Origin of the sequence: Frondihabitans peucedani, assembly GCF_039537585.1 — a bacterium.
Taxonomy (GTDB): Bacteria; Actinomycetota; Actinomycetes; order Actinomycetales; family Microbacteriaceae; genus Frondihabitans; species Frondihabitans peucedani.
The window spans coordinates 1,807,835-1,821,444 of sequence record NZ_BAABAU010000001.1; the positions used below are offsets into that span (position 1 = coordinate 1,807,835).

11 protein-coding genes and 2 tRNA genes are annotated in these 13,610 nt (G+C 66.8%); 11 read left to right on the forward strand and 2 right to left on the reverse strand.

All coding sequences use genetic code 11. The features are described 5' to 3' along the window. Positions 1–10 precede the first annotated feature (10 nt). Positions 11–148, reverse strand: a complete 138-nt coding sequence (gene rpmH, locus ABD733_RS08315) for a 50S ribosomal protein L34 (protein ID WP_043595303.1) — start codon at positions 146–148, stop codon at positions 11–13. A 424-nt stretch (positions 149–572) separates the two neighbouring features. On the opposite strand from rpmH, the gene dnaA reads away from it, so the two are divergent. The 10 genes from dnaA (at position 573) to ABD733_RS08365 (ending at position 12,081) form a co-directional block, all read left to right on the forward strand. Further along, positions 573–1,988 carry a chromosomal replication initiator protein DnaA gene (gene dnaA / locus ABD733_RS08320; RefSeq protein ID WP_344794939.1) on the forward strand — a complete coding sequence of 472 codons (1,416 nt, stop codon included), beginning with the start codon at positions 573–575 and terminating at the stop codon, positions 1,986–1,988. Between the two features lie 590 nt (positions 1,989–2,578). After that, positions 2,579–3,742 (forward strand): DNA polymerase III subunit beta, encoded by a 1,164-nt coding sequence (gene dnaN / locus ABD733_RS08325; protein WP_344794941.1) that lies wholly within the window; start codon positions 2,579–2,581, stop codon positions 3,740–3,742. A 64-nt stretch (positions 3,743–3,806) separates the two neighbouring features. Continuing rightward, positions 3,807–4,697, forward strand: coding sequence for a phosphogluconate dehydrogenase (NAD(+)-dependent, decarboxylating) (gnd, locus tag ABD733_RS08330; RefSeq protein WP_344794943.1), 891 nt, complete (start codon positions 3,807–3,809; stop codon positions 4,695–4,697). Positions 4,698–4,711: 14 nt separating this feature from the next. Next, the gene (recF, locus tag ABD733_RS08335; protein ID WP_344794945.1) at positions 4,712–5,911 is read left to right on the forward strand and encodes a DNA replication/repair protein RecF; all 1,200 of its coding nucleotides are present in this window, start codon (positions 4,712–4,714) and stop codon (positions 5,909–5,911) included. Further along, the gene (locus tag ABD733_RS08340) at positions 5,908–6,414 is read left to right on the forward strand and encodes a DciA family protein (RefSeq protein WP_344794947.1); all 507 of its coding nucleotides are present in this window, start codon (positions 5,908–5,910) and stop codon (positions 6,412–6,414) included. The genes recF and ABD733_RS08340 overlap by 4 nt, the downstream gene beginning before the upstream one ends. A 198-nt stretch (positions 6,415–6,612) precedes the next feature. Then, complete coding sequence (gyrB, locus tag ABD733_RS08345; RefSeq protein ID WP_344794949.1) at positions 6,613–8,595, forward strand: DNA topoisomerase (ATP-hydrolyzing) subunit B; 1,983 nt, start codon at positions 6,613–6,615, stop codon at positions 8,593–8,595. A gap of 95 nt (positions 8,596–8,690) precedes the next feature. After that, positions 8,691–11,405 carry a DNA gyrase subunit A gene (gyrA, locus tag ABD733_RS08350; RefSeq protein WP_344794951.1) on the forward strand — a complete coding sequence of 905 codons (2,715 nt, stop codon included), beginning with the start codon at positions 8,691–8,693 and terminating at the stop codon, positions 11,403–11,405. Then, on the forward strand, positions 11,402–11,809 hold the full coding sequence (locus tag ABD733_RS08355; protein WP_344794953.1) for a DUF3566 domain-containing protein: 408 nt from the start codon (positions 11,402–11,404) through the stop codon (positions 11,807–11,809). Before gyrA ends, ABD733_RS08355 begins: the two co-directional genes overlap by 4 nt. Positions 11,810–11,861: 52 nt before the next feature. Further along, positions 11,862–11,935, forward strand: a tRNA-Ile gene (locus ABD733_RS08360). A gap of 73 nt (positions 11,936–12,008) precedes the next feature. Further along, positions 12,009–12,081: transfer RNA gene (locus tag ABD733_RS08365), tRNA-Ala, on the forward strand. A gap of 217 nt (positions 12,082–12,298) precedes the next feature. On the opposite strand, the gene ABD733_RS08370 is transcribed toward ABD733_RS08365, so the two are convergent. Beyond that, positions 12,299–12,949 (reverse strand): hypothetical protein, encoded by a 651-nt coding sequence (locus ABD733_RS08370; RefSeq protein WP_344794954.1) that lies wholly within the window; start codon positions 12,947–12,949, stop codon positions 12,299–12,301. 121 nt (positions 12,950–13,070) lie between these two features. Between ABD733_RS08370 and ABD733_RS08375 the strand changes: the two genes are divergently transcribed. After that, the gene (locus ABD733_RS08375; protein ID WP_344794956.1) at positions 13,071–13,610 is read left to right on the forward strand and encodes a peptidylprolyl isomerase; all 540 of its coding nucleotides are present in this window, start codon (positions 13,071–13,073) and stop codon (positions 13,608–13,610) included.

Below are 13,610 nucleotides of genomic sequence, written 5' to 3' on the forward strand. Positions count from 1 at the left end.
CGGACCGTGCCTACGCGGAGAGCTCGGTGCGGCCCTTGCCGCGGCGGGCGGCGAGGATGGCGCGGCCGGCGCGGGTGCGCATGCGAGCACGGAAGCCGTGCTTCTTGGCGCGGCGACGGTTGTTCGGCTGGAAAGTGCGCTTGCTCATCGTTTCGTCTCCGTAGGGAAAGGGACCGAGCCAGGTGCCGCAGTCCGAAAAGTCTGGTCAGCCGTTCGACGGCTGAAATCAACTGGTTAAAACTACGCGACGGCGGCCCGGCGGTCAAACGAGGAGCTTCACCGACATTATCCACACTGGGGAAAACTCCGGTTGCGTCTCCACCGCCGTGTCGAACTAAGGTGGGGGAGTCCCGAGCACGATCACCACGGGATCAGCGGAGAGACCCGTACTCCGCCCGCACCGCACGAGTTGCACAGCCGGTGGATAACCCTGTGCAGAACTCTGTTGAACGAGTTGCCCGTGAGCGACGGGTCACCGTCCGCGAGCAACGTGAATGAGCAACCGGCACCACCGTCGAGACGAGAGACCATCTCGACCGGGCCGACCTGATGTCTGAGGAATCGAGAACACAGTGACGACTACGACCGACCCGGTCCAGGGCCTGTGGCGCTCCGTCCTCGCCCGACTCACGACAGACGACAGGATCACGCCTCAGCTGCACGGCTTCGTCAGCCTGGTCGAGCCGAAGGGCGTCCTCGGCGACACCCTCTACCTCGAGGTCCCCAACGAGCTCACCCGCGGAATGCTCGAGCAGCGCATCCGCGAGCCCCTCCTCGACGCCATCGGCGCCCTCGGCGACAGCTCGGTGTCGAGCTTCGCGATCACGGTCAATCCCGACATCACGCCCGACACCCTGAGCCAGCCTCAGGAGCAGGCGGAGCAGAACCAGTACGTCGAGGCCCCCTTCGTGCCGGCGCCGGTCGAGGTCACCACCGGCGGCAAGCGCAACGACTCCCGGCTCAACCCGAAGTACAGCTTCGACAACTTCGTCATCGGCGCGTCCAACCGCTTCGCGCACGCAGCCGCGGTGGCTGTGAGCGAGGCTCCCGCCAAGGCCTACAACCCCCTCTTCATCTACGGCGAGTCCGGCCTCGGCAAGACCCACCTCCTCCACGCCATCGGCCACTACGCCGAGAGCATGTACCCGGGCATCCGCGTCCGCTACGTCTCGAGCGAGGAGTTCACCAACGACTTCATCAACTCGATCGCCAACAACCGGTCGAGCCAGTTCCAGCAGCGGTACCGAGAGATCGACATCCTGCTCATCGACGACATCCAGTTCCTGCAGGGGAAAGACAGCACCCAGGAGGCGTTCTTCCACACCTTCAACACCCTGCACGACCACGACAAGCAGCTGGTCATCACCAGCGACCTCCCGCCGAAGCACCTCACCGGCTTCGAAGACCGGATGCGGTCGCGCTTCGAGTGGGGCCTGATCACCGACGTGCAGGCGCCCGACCTCGAGACCAGGATCGCGATCCTGCGCAAGAAGGCCCAGAGCGAGAAGCTGCTGGTGCGCGACGAGATCCTCGAGTACATGGCGACGAAGGTGTCGAGCAACATCCGCGAGCTCGAGGGCACGCTGATCAGAGTCACGGCGTTCGCCAGCCTGAACCGCACCGCCGTCGACATGGCCCTGGTGCAGACGGTCCTGAAAGACCTGATCACGCTCGACGACGACAACGTGATCGCGCCGGTCGACATCATCAACCACACGGCCGACTACTTCAAGCTGTCAGTCGACGACCTCTACGGGTCGTCCCGCTCGCAGGCGATCGCCACGGCCCGCCAGATCGCGATGTACCTGTGCCGCGAGCTCACGAACCTCTCCCTGCCCAAGATCGGCCAGCTGTTCGGCAACCGCGACCACACCACGGTCATGTACGCGAACAAGAAGATCTCCGAGCTGATGAAGGAGCGCCGGTCGATCTACAACCAGGTCACCGAGCTCACCAGCCGGATCAAGCAGGACCACCGCTACAAGTAGGTCGCCCCACAGACTCGACCCCGCGGAGTGCGACGACCGGTCCGCCCCGGCGTCCGAAGACCTCGATCGAGGCCGCAGGATCCCGCCTCCCGCTCTCGGCACGACCCGCGATCCCCTGCTCGCAGGGCGCCTCGGCGTCCCCTCCCGCGTCCCCCTGGGGACGGTCCCGCGGGTCTTAAAGCGGACCGTTTCCCCCAGTGTGGATAACTTGTGGAAAGTCGTGGATAACCGGGGGGTGAATTGTTCACTCCGGAGCAAGGCCTGTGAATGACACGAGGTGGAGGGTCGGGTCGGCTCACAGGTCCACCCGATTCGACTCACAATCCATCAACAACTCACACGGCTGTAGTTCCCACTGCCTGCGCGGTTATTAACAAGTTATCCACACTGTGCACAACGGTTAAGACTGTTACTCCTTCTAAAGAAGAATTGATCAGGGAGACAACCTTGTGGATGGCCGAGCCCCCGGCAGAGCCCCGAGACCACCTGGAGAATTGCTGTGCCAGTATTAACCGGCCAGGCACGATCCATGCCCGGCTCGAGCACTCGATGGCGGTCCTGACAGGGGCTGCACCGATAGGGGTCACAGCGTGAAGTTCCAGGTCAACCGCGACGTCTTCAGCGACGCCGTCTCGTTCGCCGTCAAGCTGCTCCCTCAGCGGACGACCCTGCCGATCCTGAGCGGTGTCCTCATCGAGGCGCACGAGGGCGGGCTCACGCTGTCGTCGTTCGACTACGAGGTCTCGTCGCAGACCAGCATCGCGGCCGAGGTCGACGAGGAGGGCACGATCCTGGTCTCCGGCCGTCTGCTCGCCGACATCGCCAACCGCCTCCCCAGCGCCCCGGTCGTGTTCACCACCGAGGAGACCCGCATCAGCGTCTCGTGCGGTTCGGCGAACTTCTCGCTCCTGAGCATGCCCGTCGAGGAGTACCCGACGCTGCCGACCCCCGGCCCGCAGTCGGGCGTCGTCCCGGGCGACAAGTTCTCGCTCGCCGTCTCGCAGGTCGCCGTCGCCGCGTCCCGCGACGACGTCACCCCGGTGATCACCGGGGTGCAGCTCGAGGTGACCGAGAACGCCCTGTCGCTGGTCGCCACCGACCGGTACCGGGTCGCCGTCCGCGGCATCGACTGGGACTCCGGCAGCGCGGGCACCGGTGCGACCCCCGACAAGCCGAGCCTCACGGCGCTGGTGCCGGCCCGCACCCTGCAGGAGGTCGGCAAGACCTTCGGCAGCGCCACCACGCTGTCCGTGTCGATCACCGGCACCGAAGACCGCGAGCTCATCTCGTTCCAGGCAGACGACAAGGTCGTCACCTCCCTGCTCATCAAGGGGAATTTCCCTCCCGTCAAGCGCCTGTTCCCCGAGACGGTCGAGAACTACGCTGTGATGAACACCGCGGAGCTCGTCGAGGCGACCCGGCGCGTATCGCTCGTCCTGGAGCGCGAAGCAGCTCTGAGATTCACGTTCACGATCGACGGCCTCACCCTCGAGGCCATCGGAAGCGAGCAAGCGCAGGCGTCAGAGTCGATCGACGCGCTCCTGACCGGAGACGACACCGTGGTTTCGCTGAAGCCGCAGTTCCTCCTGGACGGACTGGGAGCCGTTCACTCGGAGTTCGTCCGCATCTCGTTCACCAAGACCGAGAATCCCAACAAGCCGGGGCCCGTGCTCATCACGAGCCAGTCGTCGAAAGACCAGCCGGGAGCGGACAGCTACAAGTACCTCCTCCAGCCCAACCTCCTGTTGCGCTGATCGCGCACTCCACCGAACGCGTCGCCCGCTAGAGACGCGCGCTCAAAAGAACAAAGGAATCTCCATGCACATCGGCCTCATCGGTCTTGGCAAAATGGGCAACAACATGCGTGCTCGCCTCCGTGCGCACGACATCGAGGTGACCGGCTACGACAACAATCCGGCCGTCTCCGACGTCGCGAGCCTCAAAGACCTGGCGGAGGCCCTGCCGGCCCCGCGCATCGTGTGGGTCATGGTGCCGTCCGGCGCCATCACCGCCGGCGTCATCAACGAGCTCTCCGAGGTCCTCTCCGAGGGCGACATGGTCATCGACGGCGGCAACTCGAAGTTCACCAGCGACTTCGAGAACGAGAAGCTGCTCACGCCCAAGGGCATCAAATACGTCGACGCCGGTGTCTCCGGCGGCGTGTGGGGCCTCGAGAACGGCTACGGCCTCATGGTCGGCGGCTCCGACGACGACATCGCCGCGGCGCTCCCGATCTTCGACGCGCTGCGCCCCGAGGGCCCCCGCGAAGAGGGCTTCGTGCACGTCGGCCCGATCGGCGCCGGCCACTACGCGAAGATGGTCCACAACGGCATCGAGTACGCCATCATGCAGGCGTACGGCGAGGGCTTCGAGCTCCTCGAGACCAAGAAAGACCTGATCAAAGACGTCACCGGCACGTTCAAGGCCTGGCAGCGAGGCACGGTCGTCCGCTCCTGGCTGCTCGAGCTGCTCGTGCTCGGCCTCGAACAGGACCCGTCGTTCGAAGACATCTCGGGCTACGTCGAGGACTCCGGCGAGGGTCGCTGGACCCTCGAGGAGGCCATCGACAACGCCGTGCCGATGCCCGCGATCAGCGCGTCGATCTTCGCGCGGTTCGTCTCGCGCCAGGGCGACGGCTCGCCGACGATGAAGGCCGTCGCGGCCCTTCGCAACCAGTTCGGCGGCCACGCGGTCAAGAAGGCCGACTAGCCCCCTGGGCCCGCGTGCGAGTACTCCATCTGAGCCTCACCGACTTCCGCAACTACGCCACCGCTGAAGTCTCGCTCGCGCGCGGGCCCAACCTCTTCGTCGGCCGGAACGGCCAGGGCAAGACGAATCTCGTCGAGTCCCTCGGCTACCTGGCCACTCTCTCGTCGCACCGGGTCTCGAGCGACGCCGCCCTCATCCGGCAGGGCGCCGACTCGGCGATCATCCGGGCGCGACTCGAGAGCTCCGAGCGCGATCTCCTCGCCGAAGTGCAGATCAACCGCTCCTCACCCAATCGCGCACAGATCAACCGGGGCGCGATCAAGCCGCGCGAGCTCCCGCGGTACTTCTCGAGCATCCTGTTCGCCCCCGAAGACCTCGCTCTCGTCCGCGGCGAGCCGAGCGGGCGCCGCCGGTTCCTCGACGAGCTGCTCGTGGCCCGTTCCCCCCGGCTGGCGGGCGTCCTCAGCGACTACGACCGGGTGCTCCGGCAGCGCAACACGCTCCTCAAGTCGGCCCGGGCGTCCGGCGTCCGGGGCGACAAGCTCTCGACACTCGACATCTGGGACGACCGCCTGGTGGTGCTCGGCTCCGAGATCATCACCGCGCGTCAGCGCCTGGTGGCCCTCCTGCTCCCCGAGGTGTCGAGCTCCTACCGCGCCGTCGCCGGCGACGACCACGCCGCGACCCTGTCGCTCGTCGTCAGCATCCGCGGCGGAGTCCGCGACGACGACGAGCCCCTCGAGTCCGGGCAGGATGCACTCCCCGAGAGCGAGATCGACCCGCTGTTCCGCGAGGCGCTCACCCGCGTCCGCCGCTCCGAGCTCGACCGCGGCGTCACGCTCGTCGGCCCCCACCGCGACGACCTCTTCCTCTCTCTCAACGCCCTGCCTGCCCGCGGCTACGCGAGCCACGGCGAGTCCTGGTCCTTCGCGCTCGCTCTCAAGCTGGCCTCCGCTGCCGTCCTCCGCACCGACTCCGTGACCGGAGACCCGGTGATCGTCCTCGACGACGTCTTCGCCGAGCTCGACCGCTCTCGCCGGGAGCGTCTGGCCGACGCGGTGGCCGACTACGAGCAGGTGCTCATCACGGCGGCCGTCGAAGAGGACGTCCCCGAGAGGCTGGCGGCCCACACCGTCCGCATCTCGAAGGGCACGGTCGTCGACGAGGGCACGGTCGTCGACGAGGGCACGATCGTCGACGGGGTGACGACGTGACCGAGTCCGACGGGTTCGTGCCCGACAACGAGGCCCAGCGCGTCTACCTCCGGTTCCGGCGCGTGTTCGGCGACCCGTCGACGAGGTCGAGAGACGCCAGGCGCAGGATCGCGCGGTCGGGGGCCCCGAGCCAGCCGTTCTCCTCCGGTCGCGACCCGCGGGGCATCGCCGACGTGATCCTGAGCGTCACGACCGAGCTCGGCTGGAACAGCACGCTGGCGCAGTCCGACCTCATGAACGCCTGGCCGGAGCTGGTCGGCGGCGAGCTCGCCGATCACAGCGTGCCGGTCGGCATCGAAGACGGAACGCTGACCGTCCAGTGCGACTCGACGGCGTGGGCGACCCAGCTCCGGCTGATGCGCGCACAGGTGACGACGAGCATCATCGCGACCTACCCCGACGCCGGCATCGAGTCGATGCGTTTTCTGGGCCCCAACGCCCCGACCTGGAAACGGGGCCCCAGATCGGTTCCAGGGCGTGGCCCTCGCGATACTTACGGCTGACAAGGGTCAATCGGTCACCGAGGCCCTGAAAATCGCTCTGAGGGCGTTTTTCGCCCCGTCGATCACACTCCTGCGGTAGACTGGGAAGGTCGTCCAGGGCCATCGTGCCATCGTCCGAACGAAGCCCCGCGGGGCTTAAAGCAGGGGTGGTGGGCAGCTGCGCGGCGTCTCGAAAACACGGCAGGAGCCCCATAACTGATGTCACCGAATTCGCCCGACAGTACCGACCACTCGTACGAGGCAAGCGACATCCAGGTACTCGAAGGGCTCGAAGCCGTTCGCAAGCGCCCGGGCATGTACATCGGCTCGACCGGTCCGCGCGGCCTCCACCACCTCGTGCAGGAGATCGTCGACAACTGCGTCGACGAGGCCCTCGCCGGCTACTGCGACACCATCCACGTGTCGATGCGCGAGGACGGCGGCATCCGCGTCGCCGACAACGGCCGCGGCATCCCCGTCGACATCCACCCGATCGAGAAGAAGTCGACCGTCGAGGTCGTCCTGACGGTCCTCCACGCCGGCGGCAAGTTCGGCGGCGGCGGCTACGCGGTGTCCGGCGGCCTCCACGGCGTCGGCTCGTCGGTCGTCAACGCCCTCTCGACCGAGCTCGACGTCGAGGTCCACCGACAGGGGTCGGTCTGGCGCCAGAGCTTCACCGACGGCGTGCCCGTCGCGCCGCTCGCCAAGGGCGAGGACGCCGCCGACACCGGCACCATCATCACCTTCTGGCCGAACGCCGAGATCTTCGAGACCGTCGAGTTCGACTACGAGACCCTCCGGTCGCGCTTCCAGCAGATGGCCTTCCTCAACAAGGGCCTCCGGATCACGCTGACCGACGAGCGGCCCGTCCCCGACGACGCGCCCGACGGCGCCGTCGCCAAGAGCGACGACTTCCTCTACGAGAAGGGCCTCGAGGACTACGTCGAGTACCTCAACAAGACGAAGAAGGTCGAGGTCGTCCACGACGACATCATCAGCTTCGAGGCGGAGGACACCGACCGGAACATGGCCCTCGAGGTAGCCATGCAGTGGAACACCTCCTACAGCGAGAGCGTGCACACCTACGCGAACGTCATCAACACGCACGAGGGCGGCACCCACGAGGAGGGCTTCCGCGCGGCCCTGACCACGGTCGTCAACAAGTACGGCCGCGACAAGGGCTTCATCAAGGAGAAAGAGGACAACCTCTCGGGCGAGGACGTCCGCGAGGGCCTCACCGCCGTCATCTCGATCAAGCTCAGCGAACCGCAGTTCGAGGGCCAGACCAAGACGAAGCTCGGCAACACCGAGGCGAAGTCGTTCACGCAGAAGGTCTCGTTCGAACAGCTCGGCGACTGGTTCGACCGGAACCCCAAGCAGGCGCAGCTGATCATCCGCAAGGGGCAGTCGGCGCAGGCGGCCCGTCTCGCCGCCCGCAAGGCGCGCGACCAGACACGGCGCAAGGGCGTCCTCGAGTCGAACGGCATGCCCGGCAAGCTCAAGGACTGCCAGAGTAAAGACCCGGCGCTCTCCGAGATCTTCCTGGTGGAGGGCGACTCCGCAGGCGGGTCGGCCGTGCAGGGGCGGAACCCCGAGACACAGGCGATCCTGCCTCTCCGCGGCAAGATCCTGAACGTCGAGAAGGCGCGCCTCGACCGCGCGCTCGGCAACAACGAGGTCCAGGCGATGATCAAGGCCTTCGGTGCCGACATCGGCGACGACTTCGACCCCGACAAGGCCAGGTACCACAAGATCGTGCTGATGGCCGACGCCGACGTCGACGGCCAGCACATCACGACCCTGCTGCTGACGCTGCTCTTCCGCTACATGCGCCCGCTGATCGACCTCGGCTACGTCTACCTGGCCATGCCGCCGCTGTTCAAGCTCAAGTGGTCGAACGCTCCGCACGAGTACGTCTACTCCGACCTCGAGCGCGACGCGCTGACCGCCGCCGGCAAGGCCGAGGGCAAGCGCATGCCGAAAGACAACGGCATCCAGCGCTACAAGGGCCTCGGCGAGATGGACTACAAGGAGCTCTGGGAGACCACGATGGACCCCGAGACCCGCACGCTGCGCCAGGTCACCCTCGACGACGCCGTGGCAGCCGACGCCATCTTCAACACGCTCATGGGCGAAGACGTCGAGCTCCGACGCAACTTCATCCAGCAGAACGCGAAAGACGTTCGCTTCCTCGACATCTGACCCGCGCCAGGCCCTGATCCGACGCGGATCGGGAGCCGGGCGCCCAGGCGAGCCGCAGGATCCTGCGCTCACCGGCTACCGAAAGAACACACACGATGGCAGACGAGACCGACGACACCACCCAGGGCCTCCCCGAGGGCGTCGAGCCGCGCGAGTTCGCGGCCCAGCTGAAGCGCGACAGCATCGAGGCCGTCGACCTCCAGCTGGAGATGCAGCGCTCCTACCTCGACTACGCGATGAGCGTCATCGTCGGGCGAGCCCTCCCGGAGGTGCGCGACGGCCTGAAGCCGGTGCACCGCCGCGTGATCTACGCCATGTACGACGGCGGCTACCGCCCCGACCGCGCGTTCTCGAAGTGCGCCCGCGTCGTCGGCGAGGTGATGGGAAACTTCCACCCCCACGGCGACTCGGCCATCTACGACGCGCTCGTGCGCCTCGTCCAGCCGTGGAGCCTCCGCTACCCGCTGGCACTCGGCCAGGGCAACTTCGGCTCGCCCGGCAACGACGGCGCTGCGGCCCCCCGGTACACCGAGACCAAGATGGCCCCGCTCGCGCTCGAGATGGTGCGCGACATCGACGAAGACACCGTCGACTTCCAGGACAACTACGACGGCCGCACGCAGGAGCCCGCGATCCTGCCGTCCCGGTTCCCGAACCTCCTGGTCAACGGGTCGGTCGGCATCGCCGTGGGCATGGCGACGAACATCCCGCCGCACAACCTCCGCGAGGTCGCCTCCGGAGCCCAGTGGTACCTCGAGCACCCCGAGGCCGACCGCGAGGAGCTCCTCGAGGCCCTCATGCAGCGGATCAAGGGGCCGGACTTCCCGACCGGAGCCCAGATCCTCGGCGTCCGCGGCATCCACGACGCCTACCGCACCGGTCGCGGCTCGATCACGATGCGCGCCGTCGTCAACGTCGAGGAGATCCAGGGCCGCACCTGCCTCGTCGTCACCGAGCTGCCGTACCAGGTGAACCCCGACAACCTCGCGATCAAGATCGCCGACCTCGTCAAGGAGGGGCGCGTCGCGGGCATCGCCGACATCCGCGACGAGACCTCCGGCCGCACCGGTCAGCGCCTGGTGATCGTGCTCAAGCGCGACGCCGTCGCGAAGGTCGTGCTGAACAACCTCTACAAGCACACCTCGCTCCAGGAGAACTTCGGCGCGAACATGCTCGCGATCGTCGACGGCGTGCCCCGCACGCTCCCGCTCGACGGATTCATCTCGGCGTGGGTCGACCACCAGATCGAGGTCATCGTCCGGCGCACGCGCTTCCGCCTCCGCAAGGCCGAGGCCGACGCGCACATCCTGCGCGGGTACATCAAGGCCCTCGACGCCCTCGACGACGTCATCGCCCTGATCCGCCGCTCGCAGACCGTCGACGACGCCCGCAGCGGTCTGATCGACCTGCTCGACGTCGATGAGCTGCAGGCGAACGCGATCCTGGCAATGCAGCTGCGTCGGCTCGCCGCGCTCGAGCGCCAGAAGATCCAGGACGACCACGACGAGCTCGAGCGCAAGATCCTCGACTTCCAGGACATCCTGGCCAAGCCGGAGCGCCAGCGCAGCATCGTGAGCACCGAGCTCCAGGAGATCACCGACCGCTTCGGCGACGACCGTCGCACCGAGATCATGTTCGGCTTCGACGGCGACATGAGCGTCGAAGACCTCATCCCCGAGGAGGAGATGGTCGTCACGCTCACCCGCGGCGGCTACATCAAGCGCACCCGCAGCGACAACTACCGGTCGCAGCACCGCGGCGGCAAGGGCGTCAAGGGCGCGCAGCTGCGGGCCGACGACGTCGTCGAGCACTTCTTCGTGACGACGACGCACCACTGGCTGCTCTTCCTGACCAACAAGGGCCGCGTGTACCGCGCGAAGGCCTACGAGCTGCAGGAGGCCGGCCGCGACGCGAAGGGCCAGCACGTCGCGAACCTGCTGGCGATGCAGCCCGACGAGGAGATCTCGCAGGTGCTCGACATCCGCGACTACGAGGTCGCCCAGTACCTCGTGCTCGCGACCCGCGACGGCCTCATCAAGAAGACCGCGCTCACCGAGTACGACACGAACCGCACCGGCGGCATCATCGCGATCAACCTGCGCGAGGACGACGAGCTCGTCTCCGCGCTCCTGGTCGACGAGCACGACGACCTCCTGCTCGTCTCCCGCCACGGCATGTCGCTGCGCTTCACCGCCTCCAACGAGTCGCTGCGCCCCATGGGCCGCTCGACGTCGGGCGTAAAGGGCATGACCTTCCGCGACGACGACTCGCTGCTGTCGGCCTCCGTCGTCGGCGAAGAGGGCTTCGTCTTCGTCGTCACCGAGGGCGGCTACGCCAAGCGCACCGCAGCCGACCAGTACCGCGTGCAGAACCGCGGCGGCCTCGGCATCAAGGTCGCCAAGCTGGCCGAGGCGCGCGGCGACCTCGCCGGCGCCATGATCGTGACGGAGGACGACGAGGTGCTCGTCGTGCTCTCCGGCGGCAAGGTCGTCCGCTCGGCCGTCGCCGAGGTCCCCGCCAAGGGCCGCGACACCATGGGAGTCGTCTTCGCCCGCTTCGCCACCGACGACCGCATCATCGCCGTGGCCCGCAACAGCGAACGCAACCTCGACGCAGCTCTCGAAGATGCTTCTTCAGAGGGAGGCGACGCGGCGGCCGACAGTGAGACGGTTGGTAGTGTGTCCCCCGACGCAGCCAGCGCCACCGACACCGACACCACGCCCGCAGACGGCACTGAGCCCGATCAGGGCGCTGAGCCCGCACAGGACACCACGGGTGAGCCCGCCGGAGAGGACACGACCGAAGAATGACAAGCGTCGCTGAAAAGCTGCAGAGCAAGGCCAAGAAGCCCGTCGGCACCAAGCAGGTGCGGCTGAAGCTGGTCTACATCGACTTCTGGTCGACCGTGAAGCTCTCGTTCCTGGTGGCCGTGGCCCTCGGCATCATCACCGTCGTCGCCACGTTCCTGGTCTACGTGATCCTGGCGCGACTCGGCATCTTCACCACCCTCGACAAGCTCCTGCAGGAGGTGCTCGGCGACTCCGGGTTCACCCTTCAAGACACCCTGTCGATCGGCCAGGTCATGCTGTTCGCGATCGTCGTCGCGATCCTGAACATCGTCATCGGCACCGTGCTCGGGGCGATCGCCGCACTCCTCTACAACCTCAGCGTCCGCATCACCGGCGGTCTGCTGGTCGGCTTCACCAACAACTGAGCCGCTCGATTTAGTAGAAAGCGCCGGATAAGGTACTGTCTTATTCGGTCCAGGGGCTATAGCTCAGGCGGTTAGAGCGCTTCGCTGATAACGAAGAGGTCACAGGTTCAAGTCCTGTTAGCCCCACGTGCTTGCTTCACGACACTGAACACGTCGCACGACGTCGGTGTCACGGCAACACCAACGAATCACCCGGACCGGGGCCTTAGCTCAGTTGGTAGAGCGCCTGCTTTGCAAGCAGGATGTCAGGAGTTCGATTCTCCTAGGCTCCACTCGAATCGGGTCGCTGTGTTCGGTGCCTACGGCGCCTTACCGCGGATTCTCCTCGATGCTCTTGGGCCCGCTGCCGCGGGCATGCCGCCTCTTGTGGGGCGGCTTTTGCGTTGAGCGGCCAGGTGGTGGGAACTCGGGGTGGGGACCAGCGGACAGAACGAGGGCCCGTCCTGGTGGACGGGCCCTCGTGATGCGGTGTGGCTGGTGACGCTCGGCTCAGGCCTTGTCGTCGTCGTCGGCGACCCAGAGCTCGTCGTCGGCGCGGAGGGTCTGGACCGCCGCGTAGACCAGAGCACCGAGGCCGATGACGCCCAGGATGATGAGGAAGACGCCGCCCGCACCGATCCCGTTCTTCTTCGAGTGCTGCTTCTGCACCGAGCGGGCGGCCTTCGCAGCCTTGGCGACCTTGATCGCGGCCTTCGGGTGCTTGCGGGCCTGCTTGGCCGCGGCCTTGATGGCGCGCTTCTTGGCCTTCTTCGAGAGCTTCTTGCCGGCCTTCTTCCCGGACTTCACGAACTCGGCGACCTTCGGGTCGTTGGCGAGGTCGGCGAGAGGGCTCGAGGCGACGGCGGCGGTGACAGCCGGGGCGACGTCCTTGACGAGACGCTCCTTGGCGGTCGCGGCAGCCGCGGTGGCCGCGGTCGTCGCCTGGGCGACACCCGAGCTGACGGCGGGCTTCACCTGGTTGTCGAGGGCGGCGCGCACCCGAGGTGCGACATCGTTCACTGCGACGGCTGCGGCTTCCGCACCCGCTTCTTTCCAGAACTGGGCCGAGTGACCGAGGACTTCCCGGGTCTCCCCCCAGATGTCCGCGGCATCGCCCCGAAGCTTCTTCATCTCGCGCGTGCGCTTACGTGACGTGGCCATGTGGTCTCCTTCGTGGATTCTGCGGCGTTCGGCCCATCATGGCACGCACCGCCCTGACAGGTCACAGCAGGATCTCTGAGCGGACGCTGAATCCCCAGGCCGCTATGGAAGAATCGACGACATGTCAACGCACACCGCTGTCGCCACGATCACTACCAACCTCGGCACGATCAAGGTCGACCTCTACGGCAATCACGCCCCCAAGACCGTCGCGAACTTCACCGGTCTCGCGACCGGCACCATCGAGTGGACGCACCCCGCCACCGGCAAGGTCTCCAAAGACAGGCTGTACGACGGCGTCGTCTTCCACCGCATCATCCCGAACTTCATGATCCAGGGCGGCGACCCGCTCGGTCAGGGCGTCGGCGGCCCCGGCTACAACTTCGACGACGAGATCCACCCCGAGCTCACGTTCCAGGAGCCCTACATCCTCGCCATGGCCAACGCCGGAACGCGCGGCGGCAAGGGCACGAACGGCTCGCAGTTCTTCATCACGACGGTTCCGACCCCGTGGCTGCAGGGCAAGCACACCATCTTCGGCGTCGTCTCCGACGACGAGTCCAAGAAGGTCGTCGACGCGATCCAGGCCGTCGACACCGACGGTCGCGACAAGCCGCTCGAAGACGTCGTCATCCAGAGCGTCACCATCGACGAGGTCTGA